A 24,900-nucleotide genomic window follows, 5' to 3' on the forward strand; every position below is an offset into this window, starting at 1 on the left:
AAGAAAACATTTACATTGATTATTGGTTCATCAATTATTGAAAAGAGCAAAATGCACCTTTTGTATGGAAAAAGGATTATATGCATTGGGAGGTTTAAACAAATGACGAGGAAGAATACAACGACAAACCCTTGGGCCAAGTTCCATGGTCCGAACCTTGGTTATGTTATTGAGCAGTATGATCTTTACGTAACTGGAGCAGGTTCTGTTGATCCGGAATTACAAGAGCTTTTTGAAATTTTTGGAGCTCCTTCGTTTCAAGATGATGTCGTAACAGGGGACAACACAGCAACACATTTTTCTCCTCAAAACACAGGGAACATTGAAAAAATTCTTAAAGTCGTTCAGCTTGTTGAACAAATTCGTTCATTCGGGCATACGTTGGCTCACATCAATCCGATGGAAGATGCTGCTAATGGACAATCTCTTCTTGAGAAAGCAATGAACGAACTGAGCGATGCTGACTTGAAAGCGATTCCAGCGAAAACAGTATGGCAAGATGCACCAGAAGGTATTCACACTGCACTTGATGTAATTCATAGATTAAAAGACGTTTATACAAAATCTTTAGCTTATGAATTTTCTCATATACAAGATAGTGAAGAACGCGCGTGGTTGCATCAAATGGTGGAATCAAATTCATTGCGTCAACCACTATCAAATAAAAAACGAACTGCTCTTTTAAAACGTTTAACAGCTGTTGAAGGTTTCGAGCAATTCTTGCATAAAACATTCGTTGGGCAAAAGCGTTTCTCTATCGAGGGCGTTGATATGCTTGTACCTGTTCTAGATGAAATTGTTCTCGAAGGTGCAAAGGGCGGCGTAGAAGATGTCATGATTGGTATGGCTCACCGCGGTCGTCTAAGCGTACTTGCACACGTATTAGAAAAACCATATAGTCACATGTTTGCTGAGTTCAAACATGCAAAAATAGAAGGCGCAGTGGCAAATTCTGGCTGGACTGGCGACGTGAAATACCATTTAGGTAGAGAACAAGTCGTTAGTAACGAAGAAGTTAGCACTCGCGTTACATTAGCAAATAACCCAAGTCACCTTGAGTTCGTTAACCCTGTTGTAGAAGGTTTTGCACGTGCGGCTCAAGAGAATCGTAAAAAATCTGGTCTTCCAGAACAAGATACTTCAAAATCATTCGTAATTTTAGTTCATGGTGATGCTGCATTCCCTGGTCAAGGTATTGTATCTGAAACGTTGAACTTAAGCAGATTAAACGCGTACCAAACAGGCGGAACAATTCATGTTATCGCAAACAATGCAGTTGGCTTTACGACTGATAGCTATGATTCTCGTTCTACGAAATATTCAAGTGACCTTGCAAAAGGTTTCGATATTCCGATTGTTCACGTGAACGCTGATGATCCAGAAGCTTGTCTTGCTGCTGCTAACCTTGCGATTCAATATCGTACATTGTTCAAAAAAGACTTCTTAATCGATTTAATTGGTTACCGCCGCTACGGTCATAACGAAATGGATGACCCAGCAGTTACGCAACCACAAGTGTACAAAAAGATTAAAAATCACCCAACTGTAAGAACTATTTATGCAGATCAATTACAAGCTGCTGGTGTTCTAAATGCAGATGAGGTTGAAACAATGACTCAGTTTATACAAGAGCAATTAAAATCTGACTATGCACAAGTACCGCCAGCTGATACGAGCGCTGCAACAATTGACGTTAAGGTGCCAGATGTTGTTGCAAAAGGCATTCAGCCAATTGATACTGGTGTTGAGATTGACTCACTTCGTGCAATTAATGAAGGTCTACTATCTTGGCCAGAAGGCTTTAACGTATATCCGAAAGTAAAGAAAATTCTTGAACGCCGTAAAGACGCTCTTGAAGAGAACGGTAAAATTGAATGGGCACTTGCTGAGTCATTAGCATTCGCTTCTATTTTACAAGAAGGTACGCCAATTCGTTTAACTGGTCAAGATTCACAGCGTGGTACATTCGCGCACCGTCATATCGTATTACACGATACTGATACAAATGAAACATATTCACCATTACATCGCTTGCCAAACATTAATGCATCCTTCTCTGTTCATAACAGTCCGTTATCAGAAGCTGCTGTTGTTGGTTACGAGTATGGCTATAACGTATTCGCTCCAGAAACTCTTGTTATGTGGGAAGCGCAATATGGTGACTTCTCAAATACTGCGCAAGCATTATTTGATCAATATGTTTCAGCAGGAAGAGCAAAATGGGGTCAAAAATCTGGTTTAGTTCTTCTATTACCGCACGGTTATGAAGGTCAAGGACCAGAGCATTCTAGTGCACGTCCAGAGCGATTCTTACAGTTAGCCGCTGAGAATAACTGGACAGTTGCAAACTTAACGAGCGCGGCACAATACTTCCATATTTTACGTCGTCAAGCATCTATCTTAGGAACAGAAGCTGTTCGACCATTAGTATTGATGACGCCAAAGAGTTTATTACGTCACCCACTTACACTTTCAACTGCTAGTCAGTTAAGCGAAGGACGTTTCCAACCTGCTCTAGAACAAGAAAACCTTGGCATGAAACCAACTAAAGTAAAACGTCTTGTTTTAAGCACAGGTAAAATGGCGATTGACTTAGCAGCAGAAATTGAGTCTGGTAAACATGAGTATAACTTAGATGAAGTTCATGTCGTTCGTATTGAACAGCTGTACCCATTCCCTGCTGAGAAAGTTCAATCTATTATTAAACGCTTTAAAAACTTAGAAGAAATTATTTGGGTTCAAGAAGAACCTCGTAATATGGGCGCATGGCATTACATGGCTCCAATTCTGTTCGAACTTGCTGGAGATAAAGTGAAAACAGGTTACATTGGACGCCCAGATCGCTCTAGCCCATCTGGTGGCGATCCATTCGCTCACAAAGCTGAGCAAGAACTAATTGTTGCACACGCTTTAGATGTGAAGTATAACTTCCGTCAAGATAAACAAGAAATTGAAGTTTTCAGCAACTGAAAGTAACAATGAAGGTTTCTAGCTTGCTCCCCGGACAGATATTCTGCCCGGGGGCAGGCTAACAAATGGAGATTACCGAAGACAAAAGAAGAAAAAACACACCGTTAGGCAAATAAGGGGAGGACATTTAAAATGATCGAAATTAAAGTACCTGAGCTTGCAGAATCTATTACTGAAGGAACTATCTCACAATGGCTTATCAACGTAGGCGACAAAGTTGAGAAAGGTGGCAGCGTTGTTGAGCTTGAAACTGATAAAGTCAATGTAGAAATCATTGCAGAAGATTCAGGTATTGTATCGAAGTTACTAGGCGAACCTGGGGATACAGTTGAAGTTGGTGCAACTATCGCAATTTTAGATGCAAACGGAGCACCAGTTGCAGTAAGTACACCTGCACCGGCTGCTGAACAGCCAAATCAAGAAACAACTGAAGCACCGAAAGCTGCGGCACCAAATGCTGAGCAAACTACAACTTTACAAGGTTTACCGAATACGAACCGTCCTATCGCATCACCAGCTGCTAGAAAAATGGCTCGTGAATTAGGTATCGACTTAAACGACGTACGTAGCACAGATCCACTTGGACGTGTGAGACCACACGATGTACAAGCTCATGCTGCCGCACCAAAAGAAGCACCAGCTGCTCCAAAAAGTCCAGCTCCTGCTCCAGTTGCAAAAACGGAATTCGAAAAACCAGTTGAGCGCGTGAAAATGTCCCGCCGCCGTCAAACAATTGCAAAACGCCTTGTAGAAGTTCAACAAACATCTGCAATGTTAACAACATTTAACGAAGTTGATATGACTGCAATCATGGAATTACGTAAAGAGCGTAAAGATGCTTTCGAGAAAAAACATGATGTACGTCTTGGCTTCATGTCATTCTTCACAAAAGCAGTTGTTGCAGCATTAAAACAATTCCCATTATTAAATGCTGAAATTCAAGGCGATGAGCTTATCATTAAAAAATTCTATGATATCGGTATTGCAGTAGCAGCTCCAGATGGATTAGTTGTTCCAGTTGTACGCGATGCTAACCAATTAAACTTCGCTGAAATCGAAAGCGAAATTCGTAATTTAGGTATGAAAGCACGTGATAACAAACTTTCATTAAAAGAGTTACAAGGTGGTACATTCACAATTACAAACGGTGGTGTATTCGGTTCTCTAATGTCAACACCAATCCTAAACAGCCCACAAGTAGGTATTTTAGGAATGCACAAAATCCAAGTACGTCCAGTTGCAATTGATGCAGAACGTATGGAAAACCGTCCAATGATGTACATCGCTTTATCTTACGATCACCGTATTGTTGATGGTAAAGAAGCAGTTAGCTTCCTTGTTGCTGTTAAAGATATGCTTGAAGATCCAAAATCATTATTATTAGAAGGTTGATAGATTAATAATCTATTACAGGCTGTAGAATGAATTATTCTACAGCCTTTTTTTATTGCGTTCATATGGGACAAATTTCATAACATAAGCTAATAATGTATGCCTAAAACGTAAGGAGGATTAAAATGAATAACCTTCCAATTGATGCAAAACTTAAAGCAAATAAGGATACTTTTTTCCTCCCCGACTCAAACGGGGGTGTCTATTTTCGAAATAATGCCAGTTCATTTCGTATGGACGGTGATGGAATTTACAACTGGATTGAAAAATTAATGCCAATGTTTAACGGGAATTATTCTTTAGCAGAAATAACCGATGGTCTCCCTCTCCCCTATCAAAATCGTGTATTTGAAATTGGAGAGATTTTATATGAAAATGGTTTCGTTCGGGATGTAAGTCAAGATGCACCTCATGAATTAAATAGCGCATTACTTGATAGATACGCTTCACAAATTGAATTTTTAGAAGCTGATTCTCATTCAGGCGCTCTAAAATTCGAAACGTATCGCGCGGCAAACGTCCTTATAATTGGTTCTGGAGATATGCTTACTTCCTTAGTTTCTTCTTTATTAGAATCAGGATTACCTACCTTTCATTACCTTGTTACAGATTATGAGGAAACAAATTACGATCGCATTCATGAGCTAGTAGAACTTGCACATGAAGTTGATGATCATGTCCTTGTTCAGGAAATAGATACGACAATTGATCGTCCCCTGCATGAAGTGTTCGAGCCTTTCGACTGGATTTTGTATGTTTCTCAAAATGGAGATATTGAAGGCCTAAGAGCAGTTCACACGATTTGTAGAGAAGTAGGAAAGAACTTCATACCTGCCGTCTGTTTATCAGCACTTGGTATAGCCGGCCCTATCGTAACAGCTAATCGTGAAGAATGCTGGGAATCCGCATGGCATCGGCTACATGAAACGACTTTACAAAATGAACATTCATCAGCATCATTTTCACCACTTCCATCTGCAATGTTAGCAAATATAATCGTATTTGAATTACTTAAGCATGTCGCTGATGATTCCTACCGAGAAAAAGAACCACAATTCTTTTTATTAAATTACGAAACACTCGAAGGAGCATGGCATCCTTTTATAAAACATCCTCTCGCAACTGATGAAAGTTTTACAATTGATACGATAGAAAATCTTTCTGAACAACTTGAGCAGCGGTCCAACCAACATACCTCAACTGATTTATTCCGCTTTTTCGACTCATTAACTTCTAAAGAAGCCGGTTTATTCCATGTATGGGATGAACAAGATTCATATCAATTACCGTTATCACAATGCCATATTCAAGTAGCTACTCCACTATCAGATGGTCCTGCTTCCCTCCTGCCTCTTATGACTTGTGGTGGTCTAACTCATAATGAAGCGCGCCGAGAAGCTGGTTTAGCAGGAATTGAAACATATGTAGCGGAAATTATGCACCGCCTTATTCCTGAACATAATGATATCGGTATTGGCGCTGGAGAAACGATGACAGAAGGTGTATACCGGGCGCTACAACAACATTTAAATAATAAATTGTATGAGCGGCAGTCACATATGCTAGAAGAAATTACGACGATTGATTTAACTGCAATTCATGATAAACATTGTAGATTTTATTACGATGCTCTCTCTACAATTCATGAAACACCTAAAATAGCAGTAAGTGAAGAGATTCTCAGCTTTCCTGTCGTTTGGGTCGGTATAAATGATCGCTGGTACGGTGCATCTAATATTAATATGACGTTAGCCTTACGAAACGCACTACAACTATCACTACTTCATATTCAAAATGAAGAGACTCCTTACAGAGCTAATATCTTGCCTGAATCCTCTATTATTTTATATGACACGGATTCTTTTAGAGTGGAAATACAAGCGGAAGAAGAAGTTCCAGGTGTGCAATCTGTGCAGCTTGCCTTGCAACATTTAGAAGAACATAATTTTTATCCATTCGTGTTTGATTTAGCCATTGAATCATTTTTGAAAGAAAACTTAGATGGTGTGTACGGTGTATTAATTGCAAAGGAGGACAGTCTATGACTCAAAATATATTGCTTATAGGAGATGGCTTACTTGCAAACTATGTACATGATCAACTATGCAAACAATATTCTATCATTCGCCAACATAACCTTACAGAAGAACTCCCTAAAAATATTCATCTCGCTCTCGTATTACATGATGGCTCTCCTTCTACTATTCATCATGATGCCGAGCTAATGTTTCGATCGAATCATATTCCATGGCTACGTGCATTCACTTCATTTGGTGAAGGTATTATCGGTCCTTACATTCATCCTCTTGCAACTGGCTGTTCCAACTGCTCTGATGGACGCCGATTTATCGCTGGATTTGATCAACAAGAAATGTGGGCACTACAGCGGAAATATGCGTTAAAGGCAGATAATGTAACAAGGCGTGATGTACGTGCCACCCAAAATGGTATGTTACAAATGTGCCATCTTATTCGTGCAGAAACAGAGAAAATATTAACTCATAACCATTCTTCTTTAGAAAATGAACTCATTTTACTAAACTTACAAACACTGCAATGTACGCGGCATTCTTTTCTTCCCGATCCGCTCTGCCCTGTATGTAGCAATTTGCCTGATGATACGGCAGATGCAGCAGCGATTTCGTTACAACCGAGCTTAAAAACAAGCGAAGCAGCATATCGCTGTCGTTCCATTCATGAACTAAACATATTTTTAACGAGAGATTATTTAGATTATCGCGTCGGTATGTTGAACGGAAAAATGCAGCATTCTTTATTACCATTTGCTGACGTTATTATAAATATGCCATTAATGTTTGGAAATGAAGGTGTTGCAGGCCGAACTCATTCATTTGCAATGAGTGAAGCGACTGCTATTTTAGAAGGTTTAGAACGATATTGTGGTATGTCACCTCGAGGAAAAAAGACAAATGTACACGGCAGTTTTCGTGAGTTAGAGGATCATGCACTTAATCCCCTCTTGCTCGGTGTACATACAAATGAACATTATAATCGTAATAGTTTTCCGTTTAAACCGTTTGATCCTGACTATGAACAAAACTGGGTATGGGGCTACTCTTTATTACAAAACCGGCCACTTTTAGTTCCTGAATCAATTGCTTATTATAGCCTCGGTCATCGAGATGCTTTCGTGTATGAAACATCAAATGGATGTGCAATTGGTGGTAGTTTAGAAGAAGCAATTTTTCATGGCATTTTAGAAATTGTAGAGCGTGACGCCTTTTTGCTCACTTGGTATGCCGAATTACCTCTCCCTCGCCTTGATCTTAGTTCAGCAAATGATACGGAATTACAATTAATGATTCAGCGGCTATACACGATTACTGGGTATGAATTACATGCTTTTAACGCAACGATGGAACACGGTATCCCAAGCTTATGGGTAATTGCGAAAAATACGCGTGAAAATGGAATGAACGTTGTTTGTGCTGGAGGCTCTCATTTAGACCCTGTCCGCGCTTTAAAGAGTGCCATCCATGAAATAGCAGGCATGTTACTAATAGCAGACGATGAACTCGAACAAAAAAAAGAGCACTACGAAAACTGCTTACAAGACCCTTATCTCGTAAATAAAATGGAAGACCATAGTATGCTGTACGGATTAAAAGAAGCAGAAGAACGTCTTCACTTTCTTTTACGTGACGATGCCCCGGTACAATCATTCCAAGAAATGAATGCATTACAATCAGTTGATCTAGATTTAACATCCGATCTTCATCAACTTTTAAACCGTCTGCAGCAATCTGGACTTGACGTAATCGTTGTAAATCAAACAGTACCTCTTATAGAAAAAAACGGATTACATTGTGTAAAAGTCATTATTCCAGGCATGCTACCGATGACGTTCGGCCACCATCTCACTCGGGTTACAGGACTGGATAGAGTATATACTGTGCCGATGACACTTGGATATACAAACGAACCTTTAACGAATGAACAATTAAATCCACATCCGCATCCGTTTCCATAGTAAAGGAGGGGATTCTATGCAGCTGGATACTTTTTTACATCATCTTCATTTTTCTATAGACGAAATTATGCCAAACCATGAAGTGGACTGGGAAGATGCACCGCTCCCTTATAAATTATATCGAAATGTCCCTATCATTCCACTCTCTTTAGAAATCCCATTATCTTTACCTAACTCTTCTACTACACCTACTTTAAAAGAGATTGGTCATTACCTTTGGTCCTCATTTGGTTTAACACAGTTATGTCAGCTAAATAGCGAGAAAATTTTATTCCGAAGATCTATCCCTTCAGGCGGCGCTTTATATCCAAATGAATTGTATATATATTTAAAGATTGATGATTATCCAGACGGTATTTACCATTACGACGCTGCGCACCACCGACTTATTTTACTTCGCGAAGGAAATTTCGATTCTTACATTACAGAAGCACTTGGCAATCGTTGTAACATACAGTCTTGTTTTGGCGCTGCATTCGTATCCACTATGTTTTGGAAAAACTACTTTAAATACAATAATTTTTCGTATCGACTTCAAGGATTAGATAGTGGTGTTCTCATCGGACAATTACTTGCATGTGCCAAACAATTCGGTTACACAAATGGTGTATACTTTCAGTTTCTAGACCGTGCAATCAATCATTTACTCGGACTGTCAGAAGGCGAAGAAAGTGTGTATGCTGTTGTTCCTTTAAGTACAGAACCGCAAACGAATTGGTTTCACAATGATTACCGTGAAAATAAAACAGTTACTTCTCATGAGTTGTTACAGCAAATTCCGCCGTTAGCACACGAACATTTCGTTCGCTCAAAACATGTAAATGAATATCCAATGTTAACAAAAATAAATGAAGCTTCTATGATTGAATCGACAGCACACTTCCAAACACTACATCATGAAGAGCACTATCAACATCATGCGCACGCTGTACAGTTGCCGCAAGTAGAACGGTTATCGTATGATTTCTTACAACTTTGTAAAGAACGGTATTCCCCTGACGCTGACTTTACTTTCACGAAATGGGATGCAGCCGAGCTCGCTACTTTACTACAAGAAGCGAGTCTCTCCTTCCCTTATTACAACGACCTTGATGGTCAGTATGTAAATGAAAATGCACGGGTCTCATTATATGGATGTTTTTATAACGTAAAAGATATAGGGAACGGCGCTTATTCTTATAACAGTAAAACACATTCCATACAGCCACTTCGATATGGAGACCTTCGTTATCCCCTTCAATCTAGTATGACGATGGATAACGTGAATCTTTTTCAAGTACCGCTTTGCCTACATGTAGTCGGTAAGAAAGGTTACTATACAAATGCATTAGGCTATAGAGGATACCGTATTCACCAAATGGAAGCTGGTATACTCGTCCATAAACTCGTTTTCGCCGCAACCGCGATGAGGATGGGCGGGCATCCATTACTAAGTTTTGATACAAATTCATGTGATCAGTTATACGGGATAGATACTGGAACTGAAACGTCTCTCATTCAAATTCCTGTTGGGGCGTATCGAGCACGGAATTGGTTAAAAGGGGATTTGCGTAATTAGAAGCACGCCGGTGGACGGCGTGCTTTTTTAAAGGACTTAATTGATAAAAAGCGAAATGAGTATATATTCTTACATAAAAGGAGAGTTTAACTTGAGTATTTTACAACGATTGATCCAGCAAGCAAAAAATCCCCGCGGGACAATTGGTTCTTCCATGCTTTGTATTATGAACACTGCGCATACAAGGCTAACAAATTGGGCATTACAGAAATTACATATAAAGAAAGATGCAATCATATTAGATATCGGTTGTGGCGGAGGTAAAACGATACACAATCTTTCAAAACGAACTCCACTTGCGAAAATATATGGGATTGATTACTCCGATCAAGCTGTAAAAAATTCTCTACAGACGAATATAAAGGATGTTCAAAAACAAAAAGTCATTGTTCAACAAGCAAGCGTTTCTTCTATTCCCTATCATACGAACTTCTTCGATCTCATTACCGCTTTTCAAACACACTACTTTTGGCCTGATGTGGAACAAGATATAAAAGAAGTATTTCGCGTCCTACAACCGAACGGATCCTTTTTATTAGTGGCTGAAACTTTCAAAATTCAATATCATATGGAGAAATGTAAAACGGCTGAAGAATTAATAAACCTATTTTATAAAACAGGATTTACAAGTGTGAAATGTTACGAAGAAAGAGGATGCCTTTGTGTAATAGGAAACAAATAAAAAAGCAGACCCTTTGAGGTCTGCTTTTTTACTAGATTAACTTAAAAATACTCTTAATTTGTCTTGCAAATAACCAGTTTTTCGTACCGTAGTTATCATTTAAACTATCTAAATTGATAGATTGTCCGTTAGCAAACTTTAATTCTAACGTTGTATTTTTGTCATTTGTTTTTAAGTTGCTATGTGTAATTGCTTCATACTTTAATTTTTCGATTTCAACATATTCATCTTTTTCTTGTCCAATCACGACATGATCTTGGAAGAAGAACAATACTTCTACTTTCTTACCGAAACAAAATACATTTTTCGTATAAATTAATGTCGCATTATCAAGTCCGACGCATACTTCTTTCATCTCTTCCACAACGTGTCCAAAGTCTTCTTCTTGTCTTGCGTTTGATTCAGCAATCCATTCTTCGATTGTTTTCATGTTAATTGCCATACTGTGCCCCCTGGTTCGTTCATTGCTTTATTAAAAAATAAATACTATATGAAAATATAAGCGATAAGTACTATGTTTTCAAGGGTGAACGGTATATTCGAAATAAAGTGAAACTTTAATTAGTGGGGGTTTTCTTCATCCCCCACTGATTATTAGCCTTCACCAATCGGGCTTTTACGGGCAGCCCACCCCCCACTTAACTTCTTTGCTTTCGCTGTATTTTGAGGTGGGGGTCTTACTGCCCGTTAATGCTGGATAAAGTTAAATTTCAAAGTAATCTACTAGAGGCACCGATTTCATTATATTTTAAACGTTTGAACGAGGCATTCTTCATCATCAATTAACTGTGTTTTCTCATCAAATTCGATGTTTAACTCCCTATATACTTTCTTCCAAAAAGAAACAGCTGGTACATTTTTCACAAGTTCGATAACAAAATACTGTCCTCGTTTCTCTTTTAGTACATTCTCAATAACTTGTTTACCGATTCCTTTCCCCTTGTACTGATTCAATATGAAAATGTCATTTATGCCAAAGTCATTTTCTTTTTTCAAGTATGGACGTTCCAGTAGTAATAAAAACCCTACAATATCATTATCACTTTTAATAAAATACGGAGTGATTCCGTCATTTTCCCAAAACATGTGCAAATCTTTGTATTCAAAAAAACCATTTGCCTCAATCGTTATATTAGGAGTGAATGTAGAGAGGTCATGAAGATATAGTGCATACAAATTACGTAATATTTCTTTTTCTGACTCTTGAACTGTTTGAAGTGTTACAAACATTTTTAATAATCCCCTTCCCAATATGTAACTATTTCCCAATCCTCTTCATTCGCCAAAAATGTTGATTCCCCTTTAACGAAAAAAATAGCACTTAAAAAGTGCTATTCTGCTCTCCTTGCCGCTTGCTGAATTGGATCCCAAACGCTGTTATATGGTGGTGCGTAACTTAAGTCGACATCTTCTAAATCGTGAATGCTCATTTTATTGAAAAGTGCCATTGCGATCACATCAATCCGTTTATCTACACCTTCTTCTCCAATTACTTGTCCGCCTAATAATTGTTTCGTGTCAGAACGATATAGTAATTTCAAGTAAAGTGGTTTCGCATTTGGATAATAACCCGCCATATTTGTAGAATCTACTTTGACCGTTTTATACGGAATATGTAGTCCTTTTGCTTCTTTTTCATTTAAACCTGTTCTTGCAAGCGTTAAATCCATAAATTTAATAATACCTGTACCTAACGTACCTTTAAAGACTCTTCGTTTATCAAGCATATTCAATCCAGCGAGTCGCCCTTGTTTATTGGCAGTCGTTCCGAGCGGGATATGATCATGAATTTCCTTTATAACGTGGTAATGTGTTGCACAATCACCAGCTGCATATACGTCCTGCACATTCGTTTGCATATATGCATTTACTTCGATTGCCCCTTTATAATTGGTACGTATATTTGTTCCTTCAAGAAAATCAGTATTCGGCTTCACTCCAACCGATACTAAAACAAGATCTGCTTTATACGTACCTTTATCCGTTTCAATTTGTTCCACTCTTTTATTTCCTTTAAATGCTTTCACATTTTCATTCGTTAAAATTTCAATATTGTGTTTATCTGCTTCTTTATGTATATATTCAGCCATATCTGCATCATAAATCGTACCGATATGATCATTTCGCTCAATCATTCTTACTTTTTTACCAAGTTCGACGAATGTTTCTGCCATCTCCAGTCCAATCGCACCGCCGCCAATAATGGTTACATCCTCAATTTTATTTGTTTCTAACGTTTTTAATATGCGCTCAGCATCCGGAATTGTTTTTAAAAGATGAACACCTTGCAAATCTCGGCCTTCCCATTCTGGCATAACAGGACGCACTCCAGTCGCAATTAATAAACGATCGTACGGAAATTCAAAAAACTCTTTCGTCTCCGTATGCTCTGCGTACACCATTTTCTTTTCCGTATCTACTTTCGTTACTTCATGACGCACTTTCGCATCAATTCCGTATTTATCACGAAACGTCTTTACATTACGCGCGATTAATTTTTCCGTTGAAGCGATAGCACCACTAATGACATACGGTAACCCACACTGAGCGTACGAATAAATTTCACCTTTTTCTAACGTTACAACATTTGCATTTTCATCGTTTCTAACAATTTGCATAGCTGCACTCATACCAGCTGCATCTCCGCCAATAATGACATAGTTCACTTTACCACTCCTTCTTTTTTACATACTCTTTACGTTTTCCATATTTTATAGAAATAACACCTACTTCCATTGTAAAGAAAGAGAATTCCATCTTCAAATTTGGTGCACAAACCTATGCTTTAATAGGTAGCCGTCGTGTCTTATAAACAACATGTTTAATATGCTATAACAGTTACTATTGAAAGTAGGTGAAACATACATGTGCGCCGGCCTTCTCGCCCAGCTTCCAGATGAACCGCAAGAACCAAAAGAACCGAAACCCGCCCTCTCCCTTGACCAAGAATTTTCCATTAATGCAACAATATACAGCGCTCGCGCTTGGTTATCTAACGATGATACGTTTGCACAAGATATTTGGAAAGCTACCCAATTCGCTTCAGCATCACATGCTGGCAAGTCCATCTTTCCAGTCGGTTCCGTTAAAATTTTGAACTTTTCTGACGATACAATAACTGTTACTGCTTCACCAGAATCAGATCATGCGCTCAAAATAGTCGTACCACCCCATTCCGAGGCAGCTCTAACGTCTGGTCCTTTATCACATATACAGGCTAGTACATCAGGAGGATCAAGTAAAGTCACATTTCTCTTTCACATCTTTTTCTCAAGGGATCCTGGTTCAGATAAATAACTATAGAAAAGGTACAGCTATGCACTGTACCTTTTTCACGTGTTTATTCTCTTGATTTGATCAATTCAACATTATAAGTTTCAATATCTGTTAGCTTTCCTGTAAAATACGTATTTTCTCTATACCAAGACTGTTTTGCAAAGTACGCTTGCATATCTTTCGTTTGAAAAATATGTCCATGTCTTGCGTATATTTCATTTCTAGCAATTTTCAACTGTTCTTTCGATAAATATGTTAATTCTTCACTCGTTAGTTTTCGAATATCACTATCCGGGAAGATGAAACCATTATATACATACCGAGTCATAGGCGGCGGAGTAACATTGTAAACAACTGGTTTTTCTGTACCTTTCTTTTCGAATGGAAGATTATAAGACGGAAGTGCAGTTACCGTTTCTACCTTCGTCGTTTCCCTTCCGTTTTCTCCATTTCGTTCTAAATAAATCGTCGTACTTCCATCAGTTGCTACAGGCCCCCATGTAATTTCTTCTCCTGCCAGCGCTGTAACTGGTTTTTGATTCACATACAATGTTGCACCAGGCACGTTCGTTTGAACCTTAATATATTGTCCTTGCAACGTTAAATCTATCGTTACGTTATTTTGACCTTGTTTCATAAGTACAACCTTTTCTTCACGTGATAGTTTCACATAATCATTTTTATATTCTGCTTGAAACACTTGAGTTCCTGGAAGAAACGGTCCATATTGCTTCTCAAACTTTTTGTCATCTGTTTTATCTATTTCTTTTCCGTTCATTTTTAAAGATGTACCTTTTTCATTTGTAAGCAATGTCGTATAATACGTCTTCGCTTTCAATTTATACCGATCAAATAAAAAGAAATACTTTCCGTCTTTCGTTAACGAAAAGTCTGCTCTTTCGATTCCGTTTCCTTGTTTTTCACCTATCTTCAACTGTTCTTTCAATTCATTCACATAAGATGGATTTTCTTTTATATACGAAAATAGTGGCATTGGACTCTCTCTCGTTACAGTAACTGATGGATCATCTGCCATGACGATTTCAGCTAACTTCTCCCCGTTCCTCTCTTGTAAAATAGTAATGATCCGATCTACTTGTGCCGCCTGCTTATAATACGATGATCCGTACAAATACAGTCCAACAATCACTACAGCAAGTAATGTTAAAATTGTAATGCCAACCTTTGTACCGCTGCTCATTTTCTTCTTTACTGCAAGACTCTCCCTCTTCCTCCCGCAGCTTTGACAAATTTGCACACCGTCTTCAAGCTGAGTCCCACACTTTGTACATACATTCATCCATTCAACCACCTTTTCTTTAGAGGCCCGTTAATCCCTGTGTAAAGGTTTGAATTATCGTGCTAATGTAAGACCACAGTACAATGAATGTTGCAATTCCAATGAAAATATTTGCGATAAAAAGAGTGTAAACAAGATCTAATCCACCGTTATCTAGTTTTACTGTAGCTACAATTATACTAATTCCCATATATGTTGTAGCCAGCCCTAATAAAATTGGTAAGAAAAAGATTAATAAAAAGCTAAACAGAAAAGAAAGCACTAATATAGCAATTACCGGAGTTGCTATCGTTCCCCATATTCCAAATACTTCAAGAAACGAAAAAGATGATTTCATCATCTTCCCACTGACAAAAATAATAAATCCGACAAATGAAGTTAAAATGAGTAAAAATAAAAAGACCGTTACAGAGTCCAAAAAGAATGTAGGAGTAGATATATCTGGTGCAAATGTTTTCGTAACAGCTGCTGCAGCACTCATCATTCTATAAAAAATACATGCCCCTAAAAAACAAATAAGAACAAGACTTACAATTCCATTTCGTACTTCAACCTTGCCACTTTTCATAATAGCTGTCGGTGCTTGTAATGCGTGTTTAAAAAACTGAAAGTAGCCACTTGCAAACCGCTTCGCTTGCTCTACCGTTTCATTTGATCGAGTTTCCTCTGCTGGTGCTACGCGTGCTTGTTGCTCACCTTCCTCCTGTGCACCACTCGCTACGGCTTCCTCCGTCAACGAATGTCCACAATTCCCGCAAAATTTTGCCTCTGCTATATTTTCCGTATGACACGCCGGACATTTCATTATCGCATCCCCCCCCCCTTAAGCAGATACCATATAGGGTGTTACAAATTCAATATATGACTTTGTACATAAAACATGACTACAAGAAAAAGATTATGAAATCCTTCTTTCAAATGAAAATATATGTGCTAGCAATCTTGAAAAATAATGCTATTATGAAACAGAACAAATAACATTTTTAACAGATTGGATGAAAGACAATGGAATTGGTAAACTCAATTTTTCAAATACTCCTTACAAGCGTAATCCAATTATTTTCCTTAATTGGCGTTATCATTGTAATTGGATTTCTATTAGGCTATTTAGAATCTCTCACACGCATGTATTGGTCGAGGGCTTTCGGAAGAAAAGGCTTCCTTTTGACTGCATGGATTGGTGTTCCTATTCACGAACTTGGACATGCCATTATGTGTGTACTATTTCGTCATAAAATTGTAGCAACACAGTTTTTCCCAACAGATACAAGTCAAGGTGCTTTAGGCTACGTACAACATCAATACAATCAAAAAAGTGTATATCAACGAATTGGGAACTTCTTCATTGGAATCGGTCCTATTATTTCCGGTATTACTGCGTTAATCCTTTTAATGCGCTATTTCGTACCAAATTCATATTTCTTATTTAATACAACTCTCGAAAAAACAATCGCTTCTACTTCTATTAATGTAGAAATGGTTCAAAACATGCTCTTATCGACGTTTGTATTATTAAAAAGCTTATTTACAATAAGTAATTTATTAAATCCTTCTTTTTGGTTATTTTTATTTATCGCCATTTGTATTTCTGCACATATCGCTTTAAGTAAACCAGATATTAAAGGATCAATAGACGGTGTTATCGTCATGTTTATCGTGTTATTTTTATTCAACATAATAGCAGGACTATTTCAGTACGACAGTAACCATTTAATTGGCAAAATGATGAAGTATAATATGTATCTCATTGCGTTTTCTAGTGTGGCACTACTATTTTCTTGTATTTCTACACTTGTTAGTTTTGGATTTTATAAAATAAGAGGAGGGCGTTCGTTTTGAATGCTCTCTTCTATTTTCAGATGACTATTTATCCGATTTAATAAGTTATTGAATTGGAATAGATGGCCCAATTACTTCGTTTTCTTTCCCCGAATACGGTACAAGTAAATATTTTCCTACCGATACATTAATTCCATCGAATCTACTAAAAGAAATGTCTCCTTCTTTATTCGATGCAAATGCCTCTTTACATATATATGTTTTTCCAGATTCTGATTCAATTTTAAAATAAATATCTTCATTTGTACTTTGTGTTACATCATAATAAATTGTTGTAGAAATCGGCGTTGAAACTACTTTTTTAACATTTACTTTATTGCCATCGGATAAAACAATTGTTTCATTTAAATCAAACGTCTGCTTCTCTTTCATCAACTGAGCTTGCGATACTTCAATATTAAATATCCATGGTTGCTCAATTACAGTATCCCTGTTGAATGTATCATAAGTAATTTCGATTTGAAGTTCGTCAGTTTTTGGCATTTCACTTAACTCGACACCACCGTAGATTGTATACATAGAATGATTTACTTCAATTGATTGTGCATCCTTTGTACTAGAAAAGTCACGGCCATTTATTCGTACCTGTGGGATTAAATATGTTTGATAATCAAATTCCACACCCTTCGCTGGCTCAAATGTTGAACTGATGAGTAGTTTATTATCATCAACTAGTACCTCGTTTAAAGTCAGTTTACCGTATTTATTTTCAGCAGTTTTTCCAATAGCTGTTTTATAGGGAGAATAGTCACGCGGTTGCTGTTCATCAAGATATTTTTCAATCAATCCAGCAATAAATGGAGTATTTGCTAAAGAAGATTGTCCAAGTGGGACTGTAATACTGACGATTAACATGCAAGCTGCTGCAACTCCGAACCATTTTTTTGACTGTTTGTTTTTCCGGAGCTTATTTTTCACACGTTTTCCCCACTTCTTTTCCTCTAATTTGGTTAAGGGAATCTCTTCAAACTCTGTGATGTCCAGCTGAATATCATTTAACTCTTTATAAATAGACATGCCCTCACACTCCATTTTTAAAAATAAAAATCTGTTTGAGCTTTTTTCTTCCACGTGACAGTTTGTTATGAATCCATGACTCTTTCACATTAAGGTGGGATGCAATTTCACGAGACGGTACACCTTCTAGATAATACTTTTCAAAAATGTTCCGCTCCGTTGCTGACAGTTCACTGAGCAATTCTTGTACGTCTAAGAAATCGTTTTGTCTTCTTTGTTCTTGATACAGACGATCATTAATCTCCGTACAGACAGTTTGTTGCCGATTTCTCGTATTTTTCCGCTGATAATCAATTGCTCGATATTTAGCAATGGCTGCTATCCATTGTTTAAACGTATTTTTACTTGGATCGAATGAGTCGATATGAAACCAGATAGCTAGTAATACATCATCTAAACATTCTTCATAATCTTGTTGATTACTCTGTACATATCTTTTAATGATAGCGCTGAGTAAACTGCCGTATGTCTGAATAATAAACGTAATGCTTTTCTCATTACGTTTTTTTATTTGTTGCACAACATTTTCTTCCGTTATCTTCAAAGCTAGACCTCCTTGTACTGCTAATTGATACCTACTTTCTAATACGAATAAAAATCAATAACTCTATCACGATTTTTAATATTGCATACATAATCTTACCACTATATACCATTCATGTTGTTTACAATGAGAAGAGCTAGTTCATTACGAACTAGCTCTTCTCATCACTTATTGTTCTTATAATCACAATGCTCAACCGGAACACGAGCATGTCCTTCTTCATCGGTACACCATGACTGTGATTGGAAGGCAAGAAAAATACCGATCCATTCTTCTTCCTTTTCAAAGTGAATGAGTATGCCCCCATCTTGCCATATACCATTATCACCTTTCCATTTCTCTACATTCCCTTGATTCATATGAATATCGTGTATACCGTTTCCTGGCTCGAAATGAAAGTAAGAATCAGGTGTATTTTCTTCTGGTCCCCATCTTTCACCGAACGCATAAATAATTGCTTTTTCTTCTATCGCTCGTTTTATATAACGCTCTATTTTTTCATTTAAATCATTATCCACACCTGCTTTTTCAGCAGGTAAAGGAATCATTTGTTTCGAATCAAATACATTACCTCTTACGTAGTCTAAAGCTACTTTCGGCTCATTGTTTTTAACTTCTGTAAAACCGAATGGTAATGTCGGTAAAATGTGAATCGCCTCTGACCGAATATCGGTACTCGCAAAATATAAAACCTCTGACGGATAACTTTGCGATTTCACGTTAATTGCAATACGATAATCTACTCCTGCTTCGCCTTGTAAATGAACTTGATAATGAGGTGTTTTCCCTTTTCCAATCTTTGATTGTATAACTGTACCTTTTAACACGCCGTAGTTTTTTAGGGGCATACATTTCATCTCCTATTCATTTAGTAGAAGCTTTACATATTTAAAACATTATCCAATCATAAAAAAAATCCTCCTATGTTAGCAGGATTTTTAATTTCTCAACATATACCAAAAAATAACCTCTACCACTAAAAGTAACACCGCACCCAAAATCATTAACGTCGTCTTCTTTAATAGTTCATTTTCACGATACGGGATATTACATAAGTACGCACCTAGTGTAATCCGTGACGGGCAAGCGATTGTCGCCACTGATGATGCGGTGTTTTGCAGTGTTGTGACGTATTGCCACGGAAGTGCTACGTTTTGCGCAGTTTGCATTTGTAGTTTTATAAACATCGCATTTGAGCCTGCGTTACTACCTGTTAAAAAACCACCGATTCCGCCGATAAACGGAGCAACGAAAACGAAAAATGTTCCAAATGTTTCACCAGCTGTTTTTGCCAGTAATGAATGCATGCCAGATGCACCCATTAGTTCTGAAATGGCGATAAACATTGTCGTTGTAATCGCAAAGGGAATCCATTGTTTTATCGTTTGCGAGAGTGATTGTTTAATAATATGAGACGGAATGCGGAAGAAAATAATAGTAAATAAGCAAGTCATACCGAGCCAAAATCCTGGTGAATATAATAGCTCTAATTTGTAAGAGTATGATTTTAAATCAAGGACTGCATATGATCTGAATACATCATGTAATGCTGGTACGAGGCGAGAAAGTAAAATACAAACTGTTAGGAATATATAAGGGCTAATAATTTTTATAATAGATACTTCTCTCTCCGTTGCCGCAGCATGTTCTGTCATTAAATTTTGCTCACTTTTTCCTTTTAATTTAATGATAAGAAAACCAAATGCAATTGTAACGATAGAACTTAATATACCTGCTAGTTCAACACTTACGTATGCGTTAGAAAGATAGATTCCGAGAGAAAATAATAGAAAGAAACCGAATCCTTCTTTCCACTTTTCAATAACAGCCTGCCAACCACCAACAACGTGTAAAGAAAGGATGACGAAATAAGCAAACATCGGAATGCTTAGTAGTGCCGTATTTGTGCCAAGTGTTGTAAGCGGCATATTTATAAGCTGCGAACCGATAATCGTACCAGTTGCCATTGCGCCCCATGAACTAGCTAGTAAACCAATAAATGAAAGTAGTACAGCTTGAAACGGTTTATAGCCTAATGATAGAAAGATCGGTGCTGCAACCATGAATCCAATTCCGAATCCACTTACTGATTCGATTAGCGGACAAATACCAAAACACATAAGGAGCATTTGTAATAAACGATCGTGCGTCACTTCTTCTAGAAAACGTGCTACTTGATCGATGTACCCCATTTTGTTCATGAGGTGAAATAAAAAAATACCGAAAAACAACACGTACCCGACAATAAAACAAATTAACCAACCTTTAATCGTTGCGTGCACAGTTTCACTTATCCCTAGTTGAAACGTTGGCGAGAGTAAAACGATTCCAACAGACACAACGTAAGCAATTAAAGAGGACCTTAATGACGTTTGTTTAAATAAAAATAAACAAATGAAAATCATCATAATTGGGATAAGTGCCAACAATATGGCCATGTTATCATCTCTTTTCATTAAAAATACAATTTTTAACTATTATATAACAGATGTCATAATTTTCAATTGTTTTTACTACAGATTCAAAAAAGGAGCCATTTAGCTCCTTTTTTGAATCACTCCCATTTTCTTTTATCCTGAAAAACGCTCTGCTGTCCAACTATTTTGTCTAACACAACAAACACAATATAAGCACATATTACTTGCAATACAACATTTCCAAATTTCATTAATTCAAATGAATGGATCCAGCGAAATAATTCATTTAATAATACAATTGAAACGATACTAAATAGTTCTATACTAATCGAAAATATACATATTTCTAAAATAGATTGCTCTTGAATGCGATTTAAGTTGGAAAAGATGAATACATATCCTAAAAATAGAGCCATCACCTCTATTTTCGTCATGCTAATAAGCCAAGCGTATAATGGTACAGTTAGAAGAAGATATAGTAGTTTCCGTCTTAGCATGCTTTCTCACCCTCTAAGTTATATGTATTTTCTGTATATTTTAACATTTATTACGTAAAACAAAAAGAAGAGACTTATGCCTCTTCTTTTTGTTTTGTTGCCTGTATTAATTCACATATTTCTTCTCGCTTTTCATTTTCTAACAGCTCGATAACTTTACTTCCAACGACTACTCCATCACATATTGTAATCATTTCTTCTACATGTTCCTTTGTTGAAATACCGAACCCTGCCACTACCGGTAAATGTGTATGTGATTTTACTTTTTCTAAGTAACTATGAATCTCACCTTTAAAGTTTTGACGTACTCCTGTTACGCCCGCTACTGTAACAGCGTAAACGAACCCTTCTGATTCACTCGTAATTTTTTCAATTCGCTCAATTGGGCTCGTTACTGTAACGAGTGGAATTAGCGCAATGTTTGCCTCTCGAAGTAACGGGGCAATAATATTTTGTTCTTCATACGGTAAATCCGGAACGATCATACCGTCTACACCTGCTTCTATACAGTTTTCGATGAATCGTTCTTTTCCGAATGCGAGTACTGGATTTAAATATGTCATGAGTACAAACGGAATTTGTACTTTTTTCCTTACCTCTATTAATGCTTGAAAAATGCCTTTTAATGTTACACCGCTATCTAGCGCTCGTTTCCCTGCTCTTTGAATCGTTGGACCGTCTGCGACTGGATCTGAAAACGGAATACCGATTTCAACGATGCTCGCTCCTGCTTCGTCTAGAAAACGAATTCTTTCTTTTAATTTTTCAAGGCCACCATCTCCGCCCATTACGTACGGAATAAATGCTTTCTTACCATTTTCAAACGCTGCTTTAATTTTTTCTACTCCCATTTTTTACACCTCTTCCATATAACGTTTTATACTCTCTACATCTTTATCCCCGCGGCCAGATAAACAAATGACAAGTCCTTCGTCTTTCTTCATTTGCGGCGCTAATTTTAATGCGTATGCGACAGCATGTGAGCTTTCTAACGCCGGAATAATCCCTTCTTTTTTCGTTAATAATTGAAATGCTTCTAACGCTTCTTCGTCTGTTATTGAATGATAAGAAACGCGTCCAATATCTTTTAGCAAGCTATGTTCTGGCCCAACACCTGGATAATCGAGTCCCGCTGAAATAGAATGCGCTTCTTGAATTTGTCCTTCTTCATTTTGCAGAAGGTACATCATCGATCCGTGTAAAACACCAACGCTTCCTTTCGTTAAAGTAGCTGCGTGCTTTTCTGTGTGAACGCCTTTTCCAGCTGCTTCTACGCCGTAAAGAGCGACTTCTTCATCGTGTACGAACGGATAAAACATGCCCATCGCATTACTACCACCACCAATACATGCAACGACTGCCTCTGGTATTTTCCCTTCTAACGCTTCATATTGTTTTTTCGTTTCTTTCCCAATTACACTTTGGAAATCACGAACAATTTGCGGGAATGGATGTGGTCCAAGAACGGATCCCATAATGTAGTGTGTATCGTGTACATGTGAAACCCAGTAGCGAAGCGCCTCGTTTACCGCATCTTTTAATGTGCCGCTACCTGCCGCTACGCTTTCTACTTTCGCTCCGAGTAATTCCATTCGGAACACATTTAATTTTTGACGTCTCACATCTTCTTCTCCCATAAAGATGACGCATTCTAATCCTAGTAGGGCACATACAGTAGCTGTTGCAACTCCGTGTTGTCCTGCTCCTGTTTCAGCGACAACTTTTTTCTTGCCCATTCGTACTGCAAGTAGTGCCTGACCGATTGTATTGTTAATTTTATGAGCTCCTGTATGGTTCAAATCTTCACGTTTTAAATAAATCTTTGCACCGCCGCAATACTTCGTCATATTTTCAGCGAAATAAAGCGGTGTTTCTCTTCCGACGTACGTTTTTAAATAATGATTTAATTCCTTTTGAAACCCTTCATCTTGCATTGCTTCTTTATATGCTTCTTCTAGTTCTAATACAGATTGCATTAACGTTTCTGGAACGTATCGTCCTCCATATATACCGTAGTGACCTTTTTCATCTGGATATGCGTAATTCATTTGGAACACTCCTTCGCTTTTATAATAAATTGTTTTATTTTCTCTACATCTTTCTTTCCTTCTGTCTCCACTCCGCTACTTACATCGACCATGTATGGCTGAATCGTTCGAATCGCTTCTTCTATATTAAAAGCGTTTAACCCACCAGCTAATATTGTTTTCTCTCGCGAGTCTTTTGACATATGTGCGAGTAACTCCCATGAAAATGTCTTTCCATTTCCCCCGTGAAACTTTCCTTTCGGACTATCAAACAATATATAATCCGTTTCATATGTTTGAGCATTTTTCATATCACTCTCTGAAGTTACCCCAAGTGATTTTATAGACGGAATATTCAATCTTCTGATTTGATGATTGTCTTCATCTCCATGTAGTTGCACATGTGTTAACCCGCAATCATCTGCAATTTTCTCGATCACTTCTACTGATTCATTTACGAAAACACCAACCTTTAACACGTTTGTTGGAAGCTCCTGAATGATTTCTTTCGCTAGCACTGGAGTGATTTTTCGCTTACTTTCTGCAAAAACAAATCCGAGTGCATCAGCTCCGTATTCGCAAGCACGTTTTGCCGTTTCAACATCAGTGATACCGCAAATTTTCACTTTCATATGTTCACCTTACAATCTTCAAAAAAGGTATGAATAGAAGATGATGTCATAAGTGCTTCTCCAACTAATACACCTTTCGCTCCAGCTTTTTTAACACGGATAATATCTTCCTTTGAATGAATCCCACTTTCACTAACCCAAAGTAATTTCTCCTCGTTTAATCGTTTTCCAAGCTTTTCTGTTTGGCTTAAATCGACTTCGAATGTTTTTAAATTACGGTTGTTAATACCGATAACGTGCGGATTTAATTGAATTGCAATTTCTAATTCCTGCTCATCATGAACTTCAACAATTGCCTCTAATCCTTTTTCTAGTACGTAGCTGTACAGCTCTTTTAAATTTTTTTTCGTTAACGCCGCTACAATTAATAAAATAATATCTGCTCCAGCTTCATACGCCCTATCAATTTGAATCTTATCAATTATGAAATCTTTACATAAAAGCGGAATGTTACTTTCTGCTCTTGCCGTTTGTAAATCGTGAAACGACCCTTTAAAAAATTGACCGTCTGTTAAAACAGATACTGCTCCTGCGCCGCATTCTTCATATATTTTCACTTGTTTTCGTACATCAACGTGTAAATTAATATCTCCTTTTGATGGTGATGCTCGCTTTACTTCTGCAATGACAGTAAACTGCTGTAATGCTTCTACAAGTGAAAGTGTCTTTCTACTTTCTTTTAATGGTGTATACGTTTCATATAATGCCGCAACTTCCTTTTTCTTTTGGTCTACAATTTTATCTAAAATCGTCCCCAC

General features: G+C 37.5%; 22 protein-coding genes. 8 read left to right on the forward strand and 14 right to left on the reverse strand.

Going from position 1 to position 24,900, the window contains the following annotated elements; translation table 11 throughout:
• Positions 1–102 precede the first annotated feature (102 nt).
• From odhA to QCI46_RS21330, 6 genes are all read left to right on the forward strand, one after another.
• Positions 103–2,970 (forward strand): 2-oxoglutarate dehydrogenase E1 component, encoded by a 2,868-nt coding sequence (gene odhA, locus QCI46_RS21305; RefSeq protein WP_353841316.1) that lies wholly within the window; start codon positions 103–105, stop codon positions 2,968–2,970.
• A gap of 132 nt (positions 2,971–3,102) precedes the next feature.
• A complete protein-coding gene (odhB, locus tag QCI46_RS21310; protein ID WP_327958028.1) occupies positions 3,103–4,362 on the forward strand; it encodes a 2-oxoglutarate dehydrogenase complex dihydrolipoyllysine-residue succinyltransferase in 1,260 nt (419 codons plus the stop codon).
• A 125-nt stretch (positions 4,363–4,487) separates the two neighbouring features.
• Complete coding sequence (locus QCI46_RS21315) at positions 4,488–6,407, forward strand: putative thiazole-containing bacteriocin maturation protein (protein WP_048545080.1); 1,920 nt, start codon at positions 4,488–4,490, stop codon at positions 6,405–6,407.
• Positions 6,404–8,353 carry a TOMM precursor leader peptide-binding protein gene (locus tag QCI46_RS21320; protein WP_353841317.1) on the forward strand — a complete coding sequence of 650 codons (1,950 nt, stop codon included), beginning with the start codon at positions 6,404–6,406 and terminating at the stop codon, positions 8,351–8,353. The genes QCI46_RS21315 and QCI46_RS21320 overlap by 4 nt, the downstream gene beginning before the upstream one ends.
• Positions 8,354–8,369: 16 nt before the next feature.
• Positions 8,370–9,911: a SagB family peptide dehydrogenase gene (locus QCI46_RS21325; protein ID WP_353841318.1), complete on the forward strand. Its 1,542-nt coding sequence runs from the start codon at positions 8,370–8,372 to the stop codon at positions 9,909–9,911.
• Positions 9,912–10,002: 91 nt separating this feature from the next.
• On the forward strand, positions 10,003–10,593 hold the full coding sequence (locus tag QCI46_RS21330; protein WP_353841319.1) for a class I SAM-dependent methyltransferase: 591 nt from the start codon (positions 10,003–10,005) through the stop codon (positions 10,591–10,593).
• 31 nt (positions 10,594–10,624) lie between these two features.
• On the opposite strand, the gene QCI46_RS21335 is transcribed toward QCI46_RS21330, so the two are convergent.
• The 3 genes from QCI46_RS21335 to QCI46_RS21345 form a co-directional block, all read right to left on the reverse strand.
• The gene (locus QCI46_RS21335) at positions 10,625–11,035 is read right to left on the reverse strand and encodes a DUF3908 family protein (RefSeq protein ID WP_098095516.1); all 411 of its coding nucleotides are present in this window, start codon (positions 11,033–11,035) and stop codon (positions 10,625–10,627) included.
• A gap of 299 nt (positions 11,036–11,334) precedes the next feature.
• A complete protein-coding gene (locus QCI46_RS21340; RefSeq protein ID WP_353841320.1) occupies positions 11,335–11,823 on the reverse strand; it encodes a GNAT family N-acetyltransferase in 489 nt (162 codons plus the stop codon).
• A 101-nt stretch (positions 11,824–11,924) separates the two neighbouring features.
• Positions 11,925–13,259, reverse strand: a complete 1,335-nt coding sequence (locus QCI46_RS21345) for a CoA-disulfide reductase (protein ID WP_353841321.1) — start codon at positions 13,257–13,259, stop codon at positions 11,925–11,927.
• Between the two features lie 199 nt (positions 13,260–13,458).
• On the opposite strand from QCI46_RS21345, the gene QCI46_RS21350 reads away from it, so the two are divergent.
• The gene (locus tag QCI46_RS21350; protein WP_000332402.1) at positions 13,459–13,890 is read left to right on the forward strand and encodes a hypothetical protein; all 432 of its coding nucleotides are present in this window, start codon (positions 13,459–13,461) and stop codon (positions 13,888–13,890) included.
• Between the two features lie 43 nt (positions 13,891–13,933).
• Here the strand turns inward: QCI46_RS21350 and QCI46_RS21355 are convergent, their stop codons facing one another.
• Positions 13,934–15,169, reverse strand: coding sequence for a TcaA 3rd/4th domain-containing protein (locus QCI46_RS21355; protein WP_353841322.1), 1,236 nt, complete (start codon positions 15,167–15,169; stop codon positions 13,934–13,936).
• A 19-nt stretch (positions 15,170–15,188) separates the two neighbouring features.
• Complete coding sequence (locus tag QCI46_RS21360; RefSeq protein WP_327958018.1) at positions 15,189–15,974, reverse strand: zinc ribbon domain-containing protein; 786 nt, start codon at positions 15,972–15,974, stop codon at positions 15,189–15,191.
• A 200-nt stretch (positions 15,975–16,174) separates the two neighbouring features.
• On the opposite strand from QCI46_RS21360, the gene QCI46_RS21365 reads away from it, so the two are divergent.
• A complete protein-coding gene (locus tag QCI46_RS21365) occupies positions 16,175–17,008 on the forward strand; it encodes a hypothetical protein (RefSeq protein ID WP_087984764.1) in 834 nt (277 codons plus the stop codon).
• 45 nt (positions 17,009–17,053) lie between these two features.
• Here the strand turns inward: QCI46_RS21365 and QCI46_RS21370 are convergent, their stop codons facing one another.
• From QCI46_RS21370 to trpC, 9 genes are all read right to left on the reverse strand, one after another.
• On the reverse strand, positions 17,054–18,025 hold the full coding sequence (locus QCI46_RS21370) for a DUF4179 domain-containing protein (protein WP_353841323.1): 972 nt from the start codon (positions 18,023–18,025) through the stop codon (positions 17,054–17,056).
• 4 nt (positions 18,026–18,029) lie between these two features.
• The gene (locus tag QCI46_RS21375; RefSeq protein ID WP_087984762.1) at positions 18,030–18,569 is read right to left on the reverse strand and encodes a sigma-70 family RNA polymerase sigma factor; all 540 of its coding nucleotides are present in this window, start codon (positions 18,567–18,569) and stop codon (positions 18,030–18,032) included.
• Positions 18,570–18,733: 164 nt separating this feature from the next.
• The gene (locus QCI46_RS21380; protein WP_353841324.1) at positions 18,734–19,417 is read right to left on the reverse strand and encodes a DUF2278 family protein; all 684 of its coding nucleotides are present in this window, start codon (positions 19,415–19,417) and stop codon (positions 18,734–18,736) included.
• A 90-nt stretch (positions 19,418–19,507) separates the two neighbouring features.
• Positions 19,508–21,007, reverse strand: a complete 1,500-nt coding sequence (locus QCI46_RS21385) for an L-lactate permease (RefSeq protein WP_353841325.1) — start codon at positions 21,005–21,007, stop codon at positions 19,508–19,510.
• A 116-nt stretch (positions 21,008–21,123) separates the two neighbouring features.
• Entirely contained in the window at positions 21,124–21,483 is a 360-nt protein-coding gene (locus QCI46_RS21390) for a DUF4029 domain-containing protein (protein WP_087984759.1), read from the reverse strand.
• Between the two features lie 74 nt (positions 21,484–21,557).
• Complete coding sequence (gene trpA / locus QCI46_RS21395) at positions 21,558–22,334, reverse strand: tryptophan synthase subunit alpha (protein WP_353841326.1); 777 nt, start codon at positions 22,332–22,334, stop codon at positions 21,558–21,560.
• Positions 22,335–22,337: 3 nt separating this feature from the next.
• Positions 22,338–23,531, reverse strand: coding sequence for a tryptophan synthase subunit beta (gene trpB, locus QCI46_RS21400; RefSeq protein ID WP_353841327.1), 1,194 nt, complete (start codon positions 23,529–23,531; stop codon positions 22,338–22,340).
• Entirely contained in the window at positions 23,528–24,142 is a 615-nt protein-coding gene (locus tag QCI46_RS21405; RefSeq protein ID WP_353841328.1) for a phosphoribosylanthranilate isomerase, read from the reverse strand. Before QCI46_RS21405 ends, trpB begins: the two co-directional genes overlap by 4 nt.
• Positions 24,139–24,900 (reverse strand): indole-3-glycerol phosphate synthase TrpC, encoded by a 762-nt coding sequence (trpC, locus tag QCI46_RS21410; protein WP_327958009.1) that lies wholly within the window; start codon positions 24,898–24,900, stop codon positions 24,139–24,141. Before trpC ends, QCI46_RS21405 begins: the two co-directional genes overlap by 4 nt.

It is taken from the genome of Bacillus cereus group sp. RP32 (assembly GCF_040459735.1).
Classification (GTDB): Bacteria; Bacillota; Bacilli; order Bacillales; family Bacillaceae_G; genus Bacillus_A; species Bacillus_A wiedmannii.